15 protein-coding genes and 1 tRNA gene are annotated in these 19,056 nt (G+C 38.4%); 7 read left to right on the top strand and 9 right to left on the bottom strand.

Annotated elements, in window-relative coordinates:
• Positions 1-17 precede the first annotated feature (17 nt).
• A tRNA-Asn gene (locus BGP15_RS26755) sits at positions 18-91 on the bottom strand.
• A gap of 247 nt (positions 92-338) precedes the next feature.
• Entirely contained in the window at positions 339-1,715 is a 1,377-nt protein-coding gene (gene mgtE / locus BGP15_RS26760) for a magnesium transporter (protein ID WP_286754272.1), read from the bottom strand.
• An 808-nt stretch (positions 1,716-2,523) separates the two neighbouring features.
• Here mgtE and BGP15_RS26765 point away from each other — a divergent pair.
• On the top strand, positions 2,524-5,211 hold the full coding sequence (locus BGP15_RS26765; RefSeq protein WP_286771221.1) for a TolB-like translocation protein: 2,688 nt from the start codon (positions 2,524-2,526) through the stop codon (positions 5,209-5,211).
• 11 nt (positions 5,212-5,222) lie between these two features.
• Here the strand turns inward: BGP15_RS26765 and BGP15_RS26770 are convergent, their stop codons facing one another.
• The 3 genes from BGP15_RS26770 to sppA form a co-directional block, all read right to left on the bottom strand.
• Positions 5,223-6,092, bottom strand: a complete 870-nt coding sequence (locus tag BGP15_RS26770) for an endonuclease/exonuclease/phosphatase family protein (protein ID WP_286771222.1) — start codon at positions 6,090-6,092, stop codon at positions 5,223-5,225.
• Between the two features lie 164 nt (positions 6,093-6,256).
• Positions 6,257-7,447: a phosphoglycerate kinase gene (locus tag BGP15_RS26775; protein ID WP_070570453.1), complete on the bottom strand. Its 1,191-nt coding sequence runs from the start codon at positions 7,445-7,447 to the stop codon at positions 6,257-6,259.
• A gap of 216 nt (positions 7,448-7,663) precedes the next feature.
• Entirely contained in the window at positions 7,664-9,430 is a 1,767-nt protein-coding gene (sppA, locus tag BGP15_RS26780; protein WP_286771224.1) for a signal peptide peptidase SppA, read from the bottom strand.
• A 240-nt stretch (positions 9,431-9,670) separates the two neighbouring features.
• On the opposite strand from sppA, the gene folK reads away from it, so the two are divergent.
• Positions 9,671-10,174, top strand: a complete 504-nt coding sequence (gene folK, locus BGP15_RS26785) for a 2-amino-4-hydroxy-6-hydroxymethyldihydropteridine diphosphokinase (protein WP_070570448.1) — start codon at positions 9,671-9,673, stop codon at positions 10,172-10,174.
• Positions 10,155-10,499: an Hpt domain-containing protein gene (locus tag BGP15_RS26790; protein ID WP_286754268.1), complete on the top strand. Its 345-nt coding sequence runs from the start codon at positions 10,155-10,157 to the stop codon at positions 10,497-10,499. The genes folK and BGP15_RS26790 overlap by 20 nt, the downstream gene beginning before the upstream one ends.
• On the opposite strand, the gene pssA is transcribed toward BGP15_RS26790, so the two are convergent.
• Together pssA and rho are read right to left on the bottom strand one after the other, a co-directional pair.
• Complete coding sequence (gene pssA, locus BGP15_RS26795) at positions 10,496-11,182, bottom strand: CDP-diacylglycerol--serine O-phosphatidyltransferase (RefSeq protein ID WP_070570444.1); 687 nt, start codon at positions 11,180-11,182, stop codon at positions 10,496-10,498. The genes BGP15_RS26790 and pssA overlap by 4 nt on opposite strands.
• Before the next feature lie 74 nt (positions 11,183-11,256).
• A complete protein-coding gene (gene rho, locus BGP15_RS26800; RefSeq protein ID WP_201639487.1) occupies positions 11,257-12,756 on the bottom strand; it encodes a transcription termination factor Rho in 1,500 nt (499 codons plus the stop codon).
• Between the two features lie 303 nt (positions 12,757-13,059).
• Here rho and BGP15_RS26805 point away from each other — a divergent pair, with 303 nt between their 5' ends.
• The 3 genes from BGP15_RS26805 (at position 13,060) to BGP15_RS26815 (ending at position 17,128) form a co-directional block, all read left to right on the top strand.
• Positions 13,060-14,787, top strand: a complete 1,728-nt coding sequence (locus BGP15_RS26805; RefSeq protein ID WP_070570442.1) for an MFS transporter — start codon at positions 13,060-13,062, stop codon at positions 14,785-14,787.
• A 240-nt stretch (positions 14,788-15,027) separates the two neighbouring features.
• Positions 15,028-15,891 (top strand): N-acetylglucosamine kinase, encoded by an 864-nt coding sequence (locus BGP15_RS26810; protein ID WP_046671899.1) that lies wholly within the window; start codon positions 15,028-15,030, stop codon positions 15,889-15,891.
• Between the two features lie 418 nt (positions 15,892-16,309).
• A complete protein-coding gene (locus tag BGP15_RS26815) occupies positions 16,310-17,128 on the top strand; it encodes a UDP-2,3-diacylglucosamine diphosphatase (protein ID WP_046671898.1) in 819 nt (272 codons plus the stop codon).
• A 93-nt stretch (positions 17,129-17,221) separates the two neighbouring features.
• On the opposite strand, the gene BGP15_RS26820 is transcribed toward BGP15_RS26815, so the two are convergent.
• Complete coding sequence (locus tag BGP15_RS26820; RefSeq protein WP_046671897.1) at positions 17,222-17,905, bottom strand: metal-dependent hydrolase; 684 nt, start codon at positions 17,903-17,905, stop codon at positions 17,222-17,224.
• Positions 17,906-17,915: 10 nt separating this feature from the next.
• Entirely contained in the window at positions 17,916-18,230 is a 315-nt protein-coding gene (locus BGP15_RS26825) for a YbaB/EbfC family nucleoid-associated protein (RefSeq protein WP_046671896.1), read from the bottom strand.
• 185 nt (positions 18,231-18,415) lie between these two features.
• Between BGP15_RS26825 and BGP15_RS26830 the strand changes: the two genes are divergently transcribed.
• Positions 18,416-19,042, top strand: a complete 627-nt coding sequence (locus BGP15_RS26830; RefSeq protein WP_139145107.1) for a substrate-binding domain-containing protein — start codon at positions 18,416-18,418, stop codon at positions 19,040-19,042.
• Positions 19,043-19,056 lie beyond the last annotated feature (14 nt).

Genomic DNA, 19,056 nt, shown 5'->3' on the forward strand with positions numbered 1-19,056 from the left:
TGTAAGTTATTAAATTGCTCCTGAAGCTGGGCTCGAACCAGCGACCCTCTGATTAACAGTCAGATGCTCTAACCTGCTGAGCTATTCAGGAGTGTTTTTCAATTTTTCCGGAGACCCTATTGCGTTTCCGTGATGCAAGTATCGGAAGATTATTAGAATACTACAAATTTTTTGAGCACATTTTTTACAACTTCCTAAATTCCAATTAGAATAATTTATTTTTATTTTTTCAAACAGCTCCACAAAATCCCCTTTTCAGCACTTAAACCAACATTATCCTTCTTTTAGCTTCAATCGCCATCAGCGGATGAACGACCAGTATCGGCAATTGCGTACGATTAAAGCAACACACCTTTCAAAATTAGCGTTGCCACACTAAAATAAATCAGCAAACCTGTTACATCGACTAATGTCGACACAAAGGGCGCTGAAGAACTCGCAGGGTCGGCCCCAAGTCGTTTCATCACAAAAGGCAACATAGACCCCATCAACGACCCCCAAAGGACCACACCAACCAAGGACAAAGAGATAACTAATGCAACCAACACCCAATACTGACCATAGCTATGCGCAAAAGATTGCCATGCCATAATCCTTATAAAACCCAAAGCCCCCAAAATAAGTCCCAGCAGTAAACCCGACAGAATCTCTCTTCGCATCACACGCCACCAGTCACCCAAGGTAACTTCCCCCAGGGCCATCGCTTGAATAATTAATGTTGAGGCTTGCGAACCGCTATTCCCACCACTGGATATAATAACAGGCATCAGTGCAAACAACATAATCGCACTTGCCATTTGCTCCTCGAAATGCTCAATAACCGTAGCGGTCAAAAGTTGTCCCAGAAAAAGCACAATAAGCCATCCAGCTCTCTTCTTCACCAAGTTCTTAATCGACACATCCAGATAAGGTTCATCCAACGCCTCCGTTCCTCCGATACGTTGCATATCTTCCGTGTACTCCTCGTTTGCTACCCAAAGAATATCATCGACAGTCACAATCCCCAACATAACCCCCTGTTCGTCGACAACAGGCAAGGCCACGCGATTATTCATCCGGAAGATGTTGATCGCTTCCTCCTGGGGATCGTAAGCATTCAGCGAGATCAGCCGATGATCGATCAAATCTCCAACGACTCTATCTGGCTCCGCCATCAGCACATCTTTAATCCGAATATCATCAACCAGCTTCCCATTTCCATCAATCACATACAATACATCTATCGTTTCCGAATCTCTTCCATAACGCCTAATATGCCCCAATATCCGCTCAATACTCCAATGTTCTTTTACGGTAATATAATCAGGTGTCATTAGGCGCCCAACGCTGTCTTCCGGATAGCCCAGCAAAGCCAATGCTTCAACACGATCTTTGGGTGGCAACAGTAAAATTAAATGCTTAATATCGTCCTTCATTTCTGAAAAAAAAGAAGTCCGATCATCGGGAGGTAACTCGTTAATTAGTGCGCTAATTTTTGCTTTAGAAAGCTTCTTAAAAATCCTGTTTTGAGTAGGGAAATCCAGAATACGAAAAACGTTAACTGCGCGATTCAAATTTAACGATTCAATAAATAGTGAACCATGTTCGGGCAACTCATCAATCAGCTCCTCAACTTCTGAAATATTTAATTCATTCAAAAATTCTTCCAGCCCAACAAGATCTCCACCTGCTATCAATTGCTCTATTTGATTCACCTGCATTTCCAGTTCTTCCATATCTCCTATCAATTTAAAAATCCTACATCTAAACAAAGTTTACATGTTACAAAAATCGCTTTTTTAAAGTAAATTCTGCATAAAAAAATAAATAATAAAAACCTGCAGTCTGTCGCAGTAATTGGGATAAATACCCCGCGTAACGTTCAATGCCCAATTCAAAAACAAGACATTTTGTCATTAGTAAAAAACTAAGGGAAACCATTCTCGCCAACAACTTCAACAGGTCTCTACAAAAGAAAGACGATGAAATTTATCGTCTAATTACCGATCCATTTTTTTTATCCAATAAAATGAATCAGGCCACACCTAACTCGCCAGCATACTCCCGAAAGCAACACCCCATAGTCGTCTGATTTTTCCACAAAAAAAAACAGACAAATTTTCTCGGCGCAGTCTTAGAATCGCTAATTATTTAAGTATATTCGTCGTATACTTTAACCTGTTCAATATAGTGCTTTTTTTTCAGAACAGCCCAATATCATCAGGTTGTTTTACAGAAAAAAAATAGTAAAAAGAAGTAAATCATAAAAATCATAAAAGCCTATTATTCAAATATAAATAAATTTTAAACAGAAGTTAAAGTTCATATAAATAGGAATAATAAAACTAAAAAAAATAGCAAACACTCGATATACAAAAATTAATGAAACATAAAAACATAATTATCAGCATATTATCATTATTATCATTAATAATATATTCACAAAAAAGTTCTGCTCAATTTTTTGAAGACAGCCAAGCGCCCTTAAGCCAAAAATGGTATAAAATTGAAACCAAGAATTTTCAACTAATTTTCCCTGAGGAGATGAAGAGCAAGGCCCCTACCCTAGCTGACCAGGTTAACCGATCGCTGCGTACAACTGCTAGAAATTACAAAATAACACCGCGGAAAATTCCATTCATTATCCATAACACGAATCTACAAACGAATGGTTTTGTACAGCTGTCTCCACGTAAATCTGAACTGTACAGCACCGCCGGCGCAGAACCCGACAACCAGACCTGGCTACCCAATTTGATCCTTCACGAGTCAAGACACGTAAGTCAATTTGACAAATTGACAGGCAAACTACGCGCGCCATTTTTTGAACAATTAGCCCTTGCCTACTACGGACTGACCGTTCCTTCCTGGTATTTTGAAGGCGATGCAACCCTTACAGAAACCATATATTCGGAGGGAGGGCGAGGAAGATTACCCGCTTTTGAAATGCCCATCAAAGCGAACTTTCAATCGAATCACAGCTATAGTTTTAATAAATATTTATTGGGGTCCTATAAAGATATAGTCCCGAGTTACTATACAATCGGCTATCTGATGACCTCCACTTTAAAGTCGGAATTACCTTCGAATTATGAAGCCGACCTCTTTTCGGAGCTGAACAAAAAACCATTATATCCCTATAATATCAATCGTGTTTTAAAGAAAAAAATTGGAGGAAATAGTGCCTACTTATACAATAAAACAATAGCAAATTTAGAGACCATATGGAATAAGAAAACAAGCGACTATCAATACCAGAAATACACAGAAATAGACAAGAAAAACGACAGCTATTACAACAGCAATTTATTACCAAAACACAAGAACGGTCTGATCTATTTCATTAAGCAGAACCCACAAAAGACCAACGCAATTTACACGTATGATGTGGCAACAAAAACAGAAAATAGGCTCGCTAAAACTGGCATACAGTTAACACCACATTTTGACGTAAACAGCAATTACATCGTATGGGACGAGCTCCATAAAGATCCGCGTTTCAACAAAAGAACATACAGCGTTATCAATGTCATGGATCTCAAAACAGGGAAAATTAGCCAGCTCAGCAAACAGACGAGATATTATTCACCCATTTTAAGCCCATTAGACGAAACCATTGCCTGCGTTGAGGTAGATTTATCCAACGACAGCTATCTAACGCTCATAAGCCTTAAAAACAATAGCATCATCAAACGGATAAAAATAGGCAATTCCGAACAGCTGCAACACCCTGCTTTCAACCCCAAAGGCGATAAAATAATAGCAATACGATTATCCGAATCCGGAACCGCACTGTGTGAAATCGATCTGAAAAATGACAAAATCACCAACCTAACACCTTGGGACAACCAGCAATATGAAAGACCGCAATACCTTTCGGGTATGAAAATCATCACAAAAGCTAACTTCAACGGTATCGATAATATTTACAGCATCGACCTCCTATCTGGAAAGAAACAGCTTTTGACAAAGGCACAATTTGGCGCGTTCAACCCTTTTTACGATAACGATACAAGGCAATTATTCTTCAACGACTACCAGTACAACGGCTACAAGATCGCCCAGACATCTATCGATACGGCATTTGATATTGCTCCAGAAACGGATTACTTTTCGCATTATTACGCCACCGCATTGACCAGAGACAGCGTAAAAAATATCGCTGCAGTCTCCGTAGATACTAGTCAGCACTACCAAATTGTACCCTATCGTGGACTGGGCAGAACGTTCAATTTTCATAGTCTTTCGCTAAGTAGCAGCAATTTTGAAAGCTTCGACAATTTTAAACCCGGAGTCTTCTGGTTATCAAACAACATCTTAAACACCACACAAATTGCTCTGGGGTATGAATATGACACCGACATTCGAAAAGGAGTATACTCGGCAGAACTTACCTACAACAAGTACTTTCCAAAATTCTCGCTACGCTATGAAAACAGAGGGCAAATTGCAGCAGCAAGCATCCCTAACAAACCTGACAGTAGCATCCGTTTCGATTGGCGCGAGCATTATATATCTTCACAGATCTCCATCCCACTCTCCTTTTACAAAAGAGACTACGTCTACTCCACTGGATTCAACCTGGCGACAGCCTATCTACGGCGCTATGACCTTAGCCGCACAGACGTCAAGAACTTTAATTATGAGACTGCATTTCCCTTGACCTATCAGCTTTACCTCAATCGAAATGCTCGAATGGCCAATATGGACCTCTACCCAAGATGGGGACAAAATTTTAGTGTCACCTACCGACATACGCCTTTTGAAAACAATGCAAAAGGTGAAATTTTATCAGCAAGAACAGTATTCTATCTACCTGGATTTATGAGCAATCACGGTTTTCAAATTAGATTGAGCGCCCAAACAGGATCAGGAATTTATCAATACATCAACGATATCCCTCTTGTGAGTGGATTTAGCTACTACAAATATGAAAAAATAAAAAACACGGTGTTGGTCAACTATCGTTTCCCTATAGCTTATCCCGACCTTGGATTAGGATCTTTAGCCTATATTAAACGTGTAAAAGGAGGAATATTTGCCGATTATCAAAATATACACAAACACAGGGAGATCTCACCAAAAAGCTTTGGAGCCTATCTGTCGCTTGATTTCAATGCTTTCAGATACCCACTTCCAGATTTCGAATTCGTCGTTAAGGGTACCTATATCAATGACAACACGACAACACAACGTGTAGTTCCAACTTTCAGTTTAAACTACACCTATTAAGGATAAGCTGCTTAAGGATGAATCGCCCAGTTAAAATTCAGTGCCAAGGCATAATGATCCGATAAGGGCAATCCTTTGACATTGGTGAATAGATTATTTTCTATTTTATAATCCCTGGCAGCAAGACTGAGGTGACTACTGCTGCGATAGAGGATCTTATCGATAGATTCGCTCTGATTGCTGATAGACAACATATGTGGCGGCTTAAACTCATGTCGCACCTCAGGCACTAAGCCTCCATTTTCGAGCTCAACCCAGCTATCAACCAATGTTGTGGAATCCATAAAATCATGCAGGTTATCATCACAAAAACTATAATGTGCATTAAAATCACCCATTACAATAAGTGGCTTACCACTCGAATGCTCTCCAATATAATCACGTAGCTGATTGAGATTATCCCGGCGTGCGCTTGAAGCTTTCCTGCTATTTTGTGCATTTGCATGAACATTATAAACATCCAACCAGACTTCAGGAACGATTTCTATCTGAACTAAGGTGAAGCCCTTGGGTGTCAGAAAATCGGCTCCTGTACGTTTTTTCCAGGGCACACGGACAACATCGGTCATCGGAAAATGAGACAGGGTATTGAGACCATCCCCAAAGGGAACACGTCCCTTGGTTCTTGTGCGATATGGATGTGAATTACCGCCCCAATATAGACTTCTATTATAATTGAAATCCTCCTGTACATTAACAATGTCAAAAGGATTGATCTTCTTTCCAATTTCAGCAATACTTCTGCTTCTTCCTGTAATCGCAGAGGAAATAATCCCGGGCAACCCCGCTACATTATACGTCAGTACCGAAAAAAAACCAGAACTATCTTTTTCTTTACTCTTATTAGCATCCATCAATATCTGCATATATAACCATGTCATGATAAATTTAGCAAATACAATAAAAACTCACCAGTGCTACACAAACATTTAACAGATAATTGATTTAATCTGACATTACATCCATAGTTTCGTACAAAACATCGATCTTTTTTAATAAAAAAGGGACAACCTATGTTGTCCCTTTCTAAAGATTTTGATTTATATTAATCTTCAAGTGCCTTCACCCCTGGAAGAACTTTTCCTTCCATGTATTCCAAAAGCGCTCCACCACCTGTACTGACGTAACTTACATCTTCAGTCATACCAAATTTACTTACCGCAGCAGCAGAATCACCACCCCCTATCAAAGAGAATGCACCATTCTTCGTTGCTTCCACAACAGCATCAGCTACAGCTTTGGTACCCTTCGCAAAGGTATCAAATTCAAAAACACCCATTGGACCGTTCCAAAGAACTGTTTTAGAATTTTTGATGATCGCAGCGAAATTTGCTGCAGACTCCTGACCAATATCCAGACCTTGCAAATCTGCAGGAATTTGATCATTTGGTCCATCATATACATTGGCATCGTTGGAAAATGCATCTGCAATCTGAGCATCCGTAGGAATAACCAAGTTTACACCTTTTTCCTTCGCTTTTTTCACCAACTCATTCGCTAAATCAAGTTTATCGATTTCAACCAATGATTGACCAATTTCGCCCCCTCTAGCTTTGATGAACGTATAAGCCATACCTCCACCAATTAAAAGGTTGTCAACTTTATCCAATAAGGCCTCAATTAATTGAATTTTATCAGAAACTTTTGCCCCACCCATGATAGCCGTAAATGGTCTAACCGGATTGTTTAATACTTTTTCTGCATTTCCGACTTCTGCAGCCATCAAGTAACCGCTATATTTAGCTCCCGGAAAAAATTGCGCAACAATTGCTGTCGAAGCATGAGCTCTGTGAGCTGTACCAAAAGCATCGTTCACATAGATATCGCCTAATTTTGACAACTTCTCAGCAAATTCAACATCTCCCTTTTCTTCTTCTTTATAGAAGCGAAGGTTTTCTAGCAATAAAACCTGACCAGCTTGTAAAGCTGCCGCTTTTTCTACGGCCTCTGTACCGATACAATCATTGGCAAACTGAACATCAGTACCTAAAACCTGTGAAAGATGAGCAACAATATGTTTTAATGAATACTTATCAGTAGGACCATCTTTTGGCCTTCCTAAATGGGACATCAATATCACGCTTCCACCATCGTTCAAGATCTTCTTTATTGTTGGAGCCGCTCCCTGGATACGATTATCATCCGTAATATTGAAATTTTCATCCAAAGGCACGTTGAAATCCACACGTACCAAGGCTTTTTTACCTGCAAAATTTAAATCGTCTACTGTTTTCATTCTGTAACTTTATTGATTTGGGATTAGGTCGTTTTGTCAAACGAACAGCTAAATATAAAAAAAAGCATTTGCTTTCATTAGAAATAATTATTTATTCATGGCAATCCGTACATTGGATCGAACTTCTCCGCACGCAACGTAAGAATTACCGGCATCGTTATAAATTATAATCACCTACAACCATACCACGATTGGACTTCCTTTACGAATCAATTACTAGTGAATCTCAACGCTATAAGGCATTCTCGCCTGCACCCCCGTCTGTGCTGTAGCTTTTCTCACGACATCAAAATAACGATAATATTCGCCCATTTGCTCTTTTGCAATCCAAACTTGGACTTTTTCTTTTGAATTATTTAATATCGAGGTAAAAGGATCTTCTTTCTCCGGATATTGGGACACTTTATATTTACTCAGATTGGCCTTTTTTGCGGCAGCCTGAATAGCGGCATCCAAGTTTCCGAGACGGTCAACCAATTTATTATTCACACCTTGCGCACCAGTCCAAACTCTTCCCTGTCCAATGCTATCCACATCAGCAATGGATAATTTACGGCCGTCTGCAACAACTTTAGTAAATGTACCATATACTTTATCCACTTCCCGCTGGATGATATCCCTTTCTTCTGCTGTCAACGGCCGATCGAAAGAAGTCATCAAATCAGCAAACTTACCCGTCTTTACACCATCATAATGCACTCCAATTTTATTGTTCATCAGATTTTGGAAATTAGGAATCACACCAAATACACCAATAGATCCTGTAATTGTAGTTGGTTCAGCAAATATCGAATCTGCTGCCGCCGAGATATAATACCCACCTGATGCAGCTAAATCTCCCATCGACACGATTACAGGTTTCACTTTCTTGGTCAAAATAACCTCCCGCCAAATAATATCGGACGCTAAAGCAGATCCACCTGGTGAATTCACACGCAAAACAACAGCTTTAACAGCATCATCTTCTCTTAATTTTCGTAGTTCGCGGGAGAATTTATCACCACCGATTTGGCCTGGTCCTGTTCCTTCACCATCAACAATTTCTCCGGCAGCATAAAGAACCGCGACTTCAGATCCGCTCGCATCATCTTTTAACTTTTTATTATAATCCAACAGGGAAACAAACGATATCTCATCCTTTTCCGAAATTTTCAAACGTTTTCTCAAATCCGATAAAAGTTCGTCTTTATACAACTTGGCATCTGCAAGCTTATATTTTACCGCGTCGTCCGCATCCCGGACACGATAGTCATTCGCAATAGCCCGTAATGAATCGGCAGCAATATTTCTGCTCGCTGCTATTTCATTAATAAAGGTACTGTATATACTTCCCAAATATGATGTTACCTGCAAGCGATTGGGATCACTCATTTTATTTAAAAAGAAAGGCTCAACAGCACTTTTAAATGTACCTACCTTCACAATTTGCATCTCCACCCCAACCTTGTCCAAAAGGTCTTTATAGAACATCGTAGAACTTGCCAAACCTTTAAAATCAATCGTCCCTTGCGGATTAACGTACACCTTATCGGCGGTGCTCGCTACATAATAAGCCTTTTGGTCATACCCCGCATTATAAGCAACAACAAATTTCCCGGTTTTCTTAAAAGCCAAAAGTTCGTCTCTCACTTCCTTTAAACTTGCAAAGCCAACTCCGATATGACTAGCATCTAAATAGATCCCTTTAATATTCCCATCCGTCGCCGCATACTTGATCCTCGCCAAAATATCGTCTAGACCAATATTTTTAGTGGAATAACCTGGAAGATTGAGACTACCCAAAGGATTCGCTTCGCTTCTCTCTGAAATATCATAATCAAAGGATAGGTATAAAACCGAGTTGCTTTTAACAACAATCTCCTGATCCGAGGACGCCGAGCTGATGATGGCCCCAATAATCCCCATCAAAACAATAAACAATACAACAAAAGAGATCACAATCCCCGTAATTGTTGCCAGTACGTACTTAAAAAATGATTTCATATTTTGTAATTAAATCCGATCCATAATCGATCTTCCTGTGAAAAGACTTATTTTCACTAAAGGTAATGCAATATTTTTTATTCACCCAGTCTTTTATTTCATCTACCCCACATTTTATTCGCGAAATTAAGGCTCATAGCCTGAAAGAAAATTTACATATCCATAGACCATTAATACACTAACTCCAAAAAATAGCCGAAATTCAAACAACTAAGTTTCACAAAATCTTAATTTAGCATCATGAATCAGATTTATATACTATTGGGCACTAACCTTGGGGATCGTTTTCAACAGCTTGATCTAGCTAGAAAACAACTTGAAACACATGTTGGAGCAATTATTGAAGCTTCTTCGATCTATGAAACAGCAGCCTGGGGAGTTGAAGACCAACCGCCCTTTTTAAATCAGGTCGTTTTAGTGGCATCCCGGTTACAGCCCTTAGCATGCTTAAACCTGACACAACACATCGAACAGGAATTAGGACGTATCCGTATAAAAAAATGGGGTGAAAGAGTCATTGATATTGATATACTCTACTTTAACCAGGAAATTATCGATCTGCCTTCGTTGCAGATTCCACACCCTTTTATTGCTGATCGCAGGTTTACACTGGAGCCTTTAGTGGAAATAGCACCAGCCTATATCCATCCAGTTTACAAAAAAAATAACGTATATTTATTGAATAAATGCAAAGACGACTTACCTGTAAAGAAAATTAGCGACGATGAACCATATCGATATTGAACTGATCAACCAAAACATGTTTGACAACCAAGACTTAATCAAACAATTTGTATCCATGTATCTTATTCAAACACCTGTCGATTTCGACAAGCTCCGCGAAGCAGTGGCTGAGGGAGATCTTCAAAAGATTGGCGATGCTGCACATCATATCAAGCCGACTATGGACTATATCGGTGCCTTTCATCTAAAAGAAAAATTTGAGGAATTAGAGACCAATTCAAAGAACGAAGCATCTCTTGACAGCCTTCGGGCCACTTTTGGTGTTATCGATATTGAAATGAAAGAGCTTCTATTTGAATTGGAACAATATGAAAAAACGATCTAAACCAGATCGTTTTTTTTATTAAAATGCAATGCTGATAATAGGAAATATAAAATTAAAATAATCGGTAAAGCCATAAATTGACCAACAATAAACAAGATCAGCGTCAGGATCAAAAATATGAAGCGAAATTTATTCGTTTTCCAATCCATCGAACTAAATTTCATCGAAAATAACCTAATTTCACTTACCAAAAGATAACTGGTTAAAAGAACACTACCGATTAATACAATCGGATTTAAAACCAATTGTGGGTATTTGTCTGCTATATAAGGTAGAGAAAGCACATAAAATGTATTCATTGGCGTATTCAAACCAATGAAATCCGAAGTTTGGCGCTCATCCAGGTTGAACTTTGCTAAACGTAAAGCCGAGAAAACAGTAATGATAAACCCTAAATAAGGTAACAGAGAACCATCAGGAAATACCTTTGTCAACAAGGTAAACATGATTGTCCCAGGTAAAAAACCAAAACTGACCATATCAGCCAACGAATCCAGCTCCTTTCCTATTGGCGATTTAACATGAAGCAGTCTCGCTACCATTCCGTCAAAAAAATCGAATATCCCGGAAGCAAATACGCAAATAGTGACAACTTGAATATTGCCTTGCAATGCCATCAATACAGCGATACAGCCACTAAATAAATTTAGACAAGTCAGCAGATTTGGGATATGTTTTTTCATGTACAGGATCTATTTTATAAAAAAAGCCATCATTTGATTAAAAATGATGGCTAAAATATCAAAATTTGATGGGATTACCCATTCATACTGATCAAAAATTCTTCATTTGATTTAGTTCCACGCAATTGACCTTGTAAAAATTCCATGGCCTCTGTAGAATTCATATCCGATAAGTGGTTACGAAGTACCCAAATACGTTGTAATGTTTCTTTGTCAGTCAATAGATCATCACGACGTGTACTCGATGCAGTGATATCGATCGCAGGGAAAATTCGTTTGTTTGCCAACTTACGATCCAACTGTAATTCCATATTACCTGTACCTTTGAATTCCTCAAAGATAACTTCGTCCATTTTAGAACCTGTATCTGTCAATGCTGTTGCTAAGATCGTCAATGAACCACCATTTTCAATATTCCGGGCAGCACCAAAGAAACGTTTTGGTTTGTGTAAAGCATTCGCATCCACACCACCTGACAAAATTTTACCTGACGCAGGCGCCACTGTGTTATAGGCACGTGCCAATCTTGTAATCGAGTCTAACAAGATAACGACATCATGTCCACATTCTACCATACGTTTAGCTTTCTCAAGCACGATGTTTGCAATTTTAACGTGACGGTCAGCCGGCTCATCAAATGTCGAAGAAACAACTTCCGCGCGTACACTTCTCGCCATATCAGTAACCTCCTCAGGGCGCTCATCGATTAATAAGATAATCAAATAAACTTCTGGGTGATTTTTTGCAATAGCATTTGCAACCTCTTTCAACAAGTTTGTTTTACCCGTTTTCGGTTGAGCAACGATTAATCCACGTTGACCTTTACCTATAGGCGTAAATAAATCCATGATACGTGTAGAGTAATTTCCAACACCCATATCTAAATTTAAACGCTCATCAGGGAATAATGGTGTCAAATAATCAAATGGCACACGATCGCGTACCTCAGCCGGATTTTGTCCATTGATAGCCTCAACCCGTACCAGAGGGAAGTATTTTTCACCCTCTTTAGGCGGACGGATACAACCACGTACCGTATCTCCCGTTTTCAAACCAAATAATTTGATCTGAGATTGTGATACATAAATATCATCCGGAGAAGTCAGATAGTTATAATCTGATGAACGTAAGAAGCCATAACCATCAGGCATGATCTCCAATACACCCTCATTAACGATCACATTATCGAAATCTGTACTTGAAGAAGTGTTTTCTGCTTTAGGAGTTTGTGTTGCTTTTTCAGGTTGGGGGCCTTTATCTGCTGCTGGTGTATCTTCGGTTGCAACCGGGGCTTCGTCATGCTCAGAAACTTCACGTTTTCTTACCGTGACAGGTTCCGCAGTTTTTACGGTCCGCACACGTTTACGTGTACGCTCAGCATGTTCCTGATTATCTTCCTCTACTTTAGCTGCTTTTTCAGCTGGCGCTGGTGCTGCTTCCTCTTCCCCACCAGTATTGCTAATTCTTTCGATTAATTCTTGTTTACGCAATTTATCAGCATCTGCGATACCGATCAACTTAGCAATCTCGCGCAATTCCGATACGAGTTTAGCGTTTAATTCGTTAATATCCATTAATGTGTTGTGTATGATTTTTGGATTTTTTTTTGAGCTTTTTTCTGAATTCTGATTACACACTTAAACAAGTTTCCATGATTAAGTGAGATGAAGAACTTAATGATTTCTTTTAAACCCGAAGTGGATTAAATATTGAGAACCTAGACAAAGAAAAAAACAAATTTTGTTATTTCAAAATATTTCAAAAAAAATATTTACTATTGTAGCTAGTAAAACGATTTAACAACATTTTTAGATTGAATTTTATATTTTTTTTCATAAGTTCGTACCTTTCAAAATTTAAGTTTTTAGATCCCTTATATGGAACAGCAACAAACTAAAACCAATTACCCCGCACTCTACACATTGATTATTGTGTTTTTCTTTTGGGGGTTCATTGCGGCAGGGAACAGTGTTTTTATACCGTTCTGCAAAAATTACTTTCATTTAGACCAGTTTCAATCCCAGTTAATAGACTTTGCTTTTTATACAGCCTATTATATTGGTGCATTGTTACTATTTATATTCAGTTCAATCGGAGGAAAGGACCTGGTTGGAAAATGGGGATATAAAAAGAGTATAGTTTACGGTTTACTTTTCTCGGCCTTGGGTGCCGCAGCCATGATTGTTGCTGTCGAAGTAAACTTGTATGTTGGTATGTTATTGGGACTTTTCGTTGTAGCCCTTGGTTTTTCTTTACAACAGACTGCAGCAAATCCATTTGCGGTTTTATTGGGCGATCCAAAAACGGGTGCTTCCCGTGTGAACCTAGGCGGTGGTATCAACTCATTTGGTACAACAATAGGCCCTCTTGTTATCGGGTTTTCCTTATTCGGAACTTTTGAGCCTATTTCTGACTCCGAGATCGCCAACCTTCCGCTAAACAAGGTTGTTTATCTTTATATAGGTGTTGGTCTATTGTTCCTGTTGGCTGCAGCATTATTTAATTTCAGTAAAAAAGTTCCTGCTGGAATTAGTGATGAGCCAATGGAAAAAGCGAATAAAGCTTTACGTACCTTGATCATTATGACCATCCTCCTTTTTGGTATGTTCACGCCAGTGTTTTTAAGCTATAAGAGCGATTTAGCCTTGCAGGTAGAGCAGTTACACAAACAGGTTTCAAGTTTAACAGATCAGGTTCAGATCGATCAACTCAAACTGCACATTAAAGAAGTTGCCAAACCACTCGAAATGCAACGCATGTTATGGTTGGCAGGAGCATTGGTCGTTGTGATCGGTGGTTTATTGTTCTCCAATAAGAGCGCACAAAAAAATCCAGAAGGTTGGGGTGCGATGAAATATCCACAATTGGCTTTGGGTATGCTCGCGCTTTTTATCTATGTCGGTATCGAAGTCGCAATCGGTAGTAACCTCGGCGAATTATTAACATTGAAGGAATTTGGTCATTTGCAATCCTCGCAAATTACACCTTATGTATCCATGTATTGGGGGAGTATGATGATCGGTCGTTGGGCTGGTGCTATTACAGCATTTAACTTGAGTAAATCAACTAAAAATGGATTATTGATTATCGTTCCTCTGATTGCATTCTCCATTATCATCGGCGTCAATACGCTTGCAGGATTTGAGATGTCACATCTGTATTATTACGTCGTATGTATTATTCTTCAAATTGTAGCATTCTACCTAAGTAAAGAAAAACCTGCTCGCACATTGATTATTTTTGGATTATTTGGAATTATTGCGATGTTAATTGGCCTATTCTCATCGGGCACTATTGCAATCTATGCTTTCTTGTCAGGCGGTCTTGCATGTTCAATTATGTGGTCATCAATTTTCAGTTTGTCCATTGTAGGTTTAGGAAAATATACCGCTCAAGGTTCTGCATTCCTTGTAATGATGATTCTTGGTGGTGGAGTTCTTCCTCCAATTCAAGGAAAATTAGCGGATATTATCGGTATCCATAACTCGTATATTTTACCATTAATCGGATTCTGTTATGTTGTTTTCTTTGCGATATTTGTTAAGGGAATATTAACAAAACAAGGAATCAATATTGATGAAATAGAGGCTGAAGGAGGCCATTAACACCCTCACTAATTGTAAATAGTACACTATTTAAACAATTTTATTACACAGCTCAAAAACTGGCTTAACAACACCGTTAAGCCAGTTTTTTTATATAGTCACCAAAGTACAAAAATTTATTTTTTGAAAAATAAGCGGATAAATTATGATATTTAAAATTAAAAAATGTATTTTCGGGGAATTGATTAATGAATTGATTACTCATTTTATAACGATAAACACAATTAAAACTACTCAATAATGATAATCATTGCTGACGGGGGATCAACAAAAACAAACTGGTGTTTGTTAGACGATTCGAATAAAAAAATCTACTTCAATACGGAAGGGTACAACCCTTATTTTGTTGATAGTGAATACATTGTAAACTCCCTAAAAAAAGGACTACCGCAAGATTTACCTTTTGAAAAAATCTCAGAGGTAAACTATTATGGTGCAGGTGTTCATAACAAGGAAAAAGCACAAATTGTTGTTGATGCTTTAAAACAAGTATTTACTACAGCTGAAGTTGAAGTAGGACACGATCTTCTTGCAGCAGCAAGAGCATTATTAGGAACTCAAGCCGGATTTGCTGCGATCTTAGGAACAGGAACAAATTCTTGTCTATACGATGGTAAAGAAATCACATTAAACATCGACTCAGGTGCTTACATTTTAGGTGATGAAGGTTCTGGTAGTTATATTGGTAAAAAATTACTGGCAGATTATGTTCGTAATTTGATGCCTAAAGATGTTAAAGAAGTATTTTATAACACGTATAAAATGACAAAGGACGAAATTATGGACGCGGTTTATACCAAACCAATGCCAAATCGTTTCTGTGCAAGCTTTAGCAAATTTGTCTATGACAACAATGTAAATATCGAATACACACGCAATATTGTTGATGAAGCTTTTGAAGCATTTTTCAGAAATCTTGTCAGCAAATACCCTAACTATCAAAGCTATACTTTCAACTGTATCGGTTCGGTTGGTTACAATTTCAGAAATGTATTAGCAGAAAAAGCTGAGCAATATGGAATGAAAGTAGGCAAGATCTTGCGCTCCCCTATCGACGATTTAGTACAATTCCACATCGATAGAGCAGCAGCGACTGCCAAATAGAAAAAGAAAAATAATCTTTAACATAAGGAAAGGTATTCAATAAAATTGGATACCTTTTTTATTGCTCTTCCCCCAGTCCTCCGACCTCCCAATATTCTCCGTACCGAAAATTCCCTACTAATATTAATTTCCAATTAACTAACTCATACCGTTTTACAAGACATTTTAATGATTTAATAACAGGAATTTCATCGGTACAAAATAAAAGTATCTTTTTTTTGTAATAGAAGTTAACAGATTGATTAAATGAAATATTGCGGCTTAGAATAACTTCAAAAACGGTAAAAAAGGTCGTTTATGATCGATTCATTTCAGACAAATCCGGCAAAGGTCAAATATAGTCCTCAACAGACGCATAGAAAAAAAATCTACAAAGGACATCTTGGTAGACATAAATGAATAAACAAATTTATTGCAAATGAAAAGAAGCCTTGATATACTTGTAATCTCAGATTTACACCTAGGTACTTACGGTAGTAGAGCTAAAGAGCTTTTACTTTACCTAGAGTCCGTATCTCCCAAAATACTGATACTCAATGGAGACATCGTAGACATTTGGCAATTTAAAAAAAGCTATTTTCCGCAAGAACATCTAAAAGTCATCAAAAAAATCATTGACATGAGCTCTTCGGGGACAGAAGTACATTACATCACGGGCAACCACGATGAAATGTTGCGCAAGTTTACCGATCTAAAATTAGGTAATATCAAGCTGAGCAATAAACTCCTTCTTTCACTCAATAATCAAAAAGTGTGGATCTTTCATGGAGACGTTTTCGACGCGTCCATTCATCATTCTAAATGGTTGGCCAAACTCGGTGGATGGGGCTACGACAAACTTATCCAGCTCAATAATATCATTAATTATTGCCTAGATAAAATGGGTAAGGAGAAATATTCTCTTTCTAAAAAGATCAAAAATTCGGTTAAAAAGGCCGTCAAGTATATATCAGATTTTGAACATACAGCGACTGAACTAGCGATTGAAAAAAATTACGATTTCGTTATCTGTGGACACATCCACCAGCCTCAAATCAAAGAAGTCATTACCCGAAAAGGAACCTGCACGTATATGAACTCAGGAGATTGGATTGAAAACCTCAGTAGTTTAGAATATAAAAATGGGGAATGGAAGCTGTTCTATTTTGAAGAAAATAAAGAACAAATCCTGAAGAATAAAATCATCGATATCCCTCTTTTCAGCCTGGAAGATCTTAAAAAGATTGTCATCTCATAAAGATTGTCATGTCTTAATGAACACAACAGAGATCTGCATATAATCAGGAAAACACTAAAACAAAGCCGAGCAAGCTCGGCTTTGTTTTAGTGTTTATAGTTCAAATGTCGCACCGATTTTCGGCAATGACAATGAAATATCCTCATTTTGGAATTTATCCAAAGCTTGTTGTTTATCGATCGTTATTGGCGGAAATGAATCGTAATGGATACCAACTACCCGAGCACAATTCACAAACTCAGCCGCTTTAATTGCATCATCCACATCCATTGTATAGTGCCCACCTATAGGTAAAAATGCCCAATCCAGGTTCATGTCTGCCAGCAATTTCATTTCCATAGTCAGTGCGGTATCGCCGGCAAAATAAATTTTTTTGCCTTTTACATGGAAGACAAATCCCACAGGAAACCCGCCGTATTGACCATCAGGTGTACTATTGGTATGTGCAGCATACACCATCTTGACCGAACCAAAAGGCAGTTGAACTGTTCCGCCCAAGTTGAATTCGATCACCTTATCGTCAGGTACGCCCTGTCTTCTCACCCAGCCTGCAGTTTCAACAATCGCTAAAACAGTGGCATCGCTGTTTTTTTGAATCGTCGCCATATCGGCCACATGGTCCTGATGTCCATGACTTAAAAAGATATAATCCGGTTTAATTGTATTTACATCGATTTCTTTTGCAAGTGGATTATAAGTAACAAATGGATCTAAAAGAACCTTCGTTCCGTCAAAATCAAACTCTACACAAGACTGTCCGTAATAAGTTGCTTTCATGATAATATCGCTATTGATTAAATAATCCGCCTAATCCTCCTAGTCCACCCAACATATCTTTACTTGCTGCCTGCATTTCAGCCTGGCTGATATTCTCAGCTTGCGCAATTGCCTTATTCAGAGCAACCACAAGCAACTCCTCCAATTCTTCCTTATCTGCGTTTGATAAAAATACAGGATCGATGGTAACCTCTTTTATCTCTTTGTTTGCTGTCGCTACCACACGGATTAAACCACCTTCCACTTCACCAGACACAGAAATTGAATCCAATCTTTTCTTGATTTCCTCCGCCTTTTGCTGGGCTTGAAATAATTTGTCAAACATATTTATATCATTTATTTCAGGCCAATTTACAAAAATCTGCGCATACCTACTATTGCTAATTTACTTTCGCCAATGCTTCCCTTTTTTTCTGAAGGTGTCTGATCTTATTGGCCAGAAAGAACCTTCAGTTCGCTTTCATTGCTCTTGGTGTCTGCGAAGTCAGGAAGGTTTTGTATTTTTGCAACATGCAAAGCAATCAAGAAAAACTAGTCGCCCATATTTTGGACCAGTTGGACCTAAATCCGGCAGCTATTCCAGCTGAAACCTACGACACATTAATTTCAGATCGCCCTCAACTTGTCGACATTGACGATATGATCTCCTATATCAAACGTATCGGGACTGATCTCGATGCCATTGATAAAACAGTTGAACTGGTTGAAAAAATTGAAGACGAAACAAGTATTCTCATCCATAAGCTTAAGTTTATTTCGGCTACTGACAGGCCCAAGGTATTGGTACTGGACCAAATACAGCCGCTTGAAATAAACCGTTCTGCCTATCTGCAGGAAGCCATAAAAATAGCCGGTGGTATTCCAGTTACAACAGAAAATGAAGCCGATAAAATCATTGTCATCGGTCAGGGAGAACAGACATTTATCCAAATTCCACAATTGTTGAATTCGGCAGCTATCGCATCATCCAAAGCTATCGAGCTCGATCAGGTCTTCATCATGACCAATAAACAATTTGCACAGATTCCCGGATATAATTATTTGAGAGAACTTGAATCTTTAGCCGAAATTCTTCAGCCAAAGTATTTTGTGTATGGTCATGAAGGAAACGATTGGCTACAATTTCAACTAAGCTAAAAAACCAAAAATAT

This window comes from Sphingobacterium sp. 40-24 (assembly GCF_001899705.1).
Taxonomy (GTDB): Bacteria; Bacteroidota; Bacteroidia; order Sphingobacteriales; family Sphingobacteriaceae; genus Sphingobacterium; species Sphingobacterium multivorum.

Excerpts from the sequence above, each read along its gene's own strand:
- BGP15_RS26810 (WP_046671899.1), top strand. The coding sequence starts at position 15,028 with ATGATAATCATTGCTGACGGGGGATCAACAAAAACAAACTGGTGTTTG.
- BGP15_RS26825 (WP_046671896.1), bottom strand. The coding sequence starts at position 18,230 with ATGTTTGACAAATTATTTCAAGCCCAGCAAAAGGCGGAGGAAATCAAG.
- BGP15_RS26820 (WP_046671897.1), bottom strand. The coding sequence starts at position 17,905 with ATGAAAGCAACTTATTACGGACAGTCTTGTGTAGAGTTTGATTTTGAC.
- pssA (WP_070570444.1), bottom strand. The coding sequence starts at position 11,182 with ATGAAAAAACATATCCCAAATCTGCTGACTTGTCTAAATTTATTTAGT.
- BGP15_RS26765 (WP_286771221.1), top strand. The coding sequence starts at position 2,524 with ATGAAGAGCAAGGCCCCTACCCTAGCTGACCAGGTTAACCGATCGCTG.
- folK (WP_070570448.1), top strand. The coding sequence starts at position 9,671 with ATGAATCAGATTTATATACTATTGGGCACTAACCTTGGGGATCGTTTT.
- BGP15_RS26790 (WP_286754268.1), top strand. The coding sequence starts at position 10,155 with ATGAACCATATCGATATTGAACTGATCAACCAAAACATGTTTGACAAC.
- BGP15_RS26830 (WP_139145107.1), top strand. The coding sequence starts at position 18,416 with ATGCAAAGCAATCAAGAAAAACTAGTCGCCCATATTTTGGACCAGTTG.
- rho (WP_201639487.1), bottom strand. The coding sequence starts at position 12,756 with ATGGATATTAACGAATTAAACGCTAAACTCGTATCGGAATTGCGCGAG.
- BGP15_RS26775 (WP_070570453.1), bottom strand. The coding sequence starts at position 7,447 with ATGAAAACAGTAGACGATTTAAATTTTGCAGGTAAAAAAGCCTTGGTA.
- BGP15_RS26770 (WP_286771222.1), bottom strand. The coding sequence starts at position 6,092 with ATGACATGGTTATATATGCAGATATTGATGGATGCTAATAAGAGTAAA.
- mgtE (WP_286754272.1), bottom strand. The coding sequence starts at position 1,715 with ATGGAAGAACTGGAAATGCAGGTGAATCAAATAGAGCAATTGATAGCA.
- BGP15_RS26805 (WP_070570442.1), top strand. The coding sequence starts at position 13,060 with ATGGAACAGCAACAAACTAAAACCAATTACCCCGCACTCTACACATTG.
- sppA (WP_286771224.1), bottom strand. The coding sequence starts at position 9,430 with ATGAAATCATTTTTTAAGTACGTACTGGCAACAATTACGGGGATTGTG.
- BGP15_RS26815 (WP_046671898.1), top strand. The coding sequence starts at position 16,310 with ATGAAAAGAAGCCTTGATATACTTGTAATCTCAGATTTACACCTAGGT.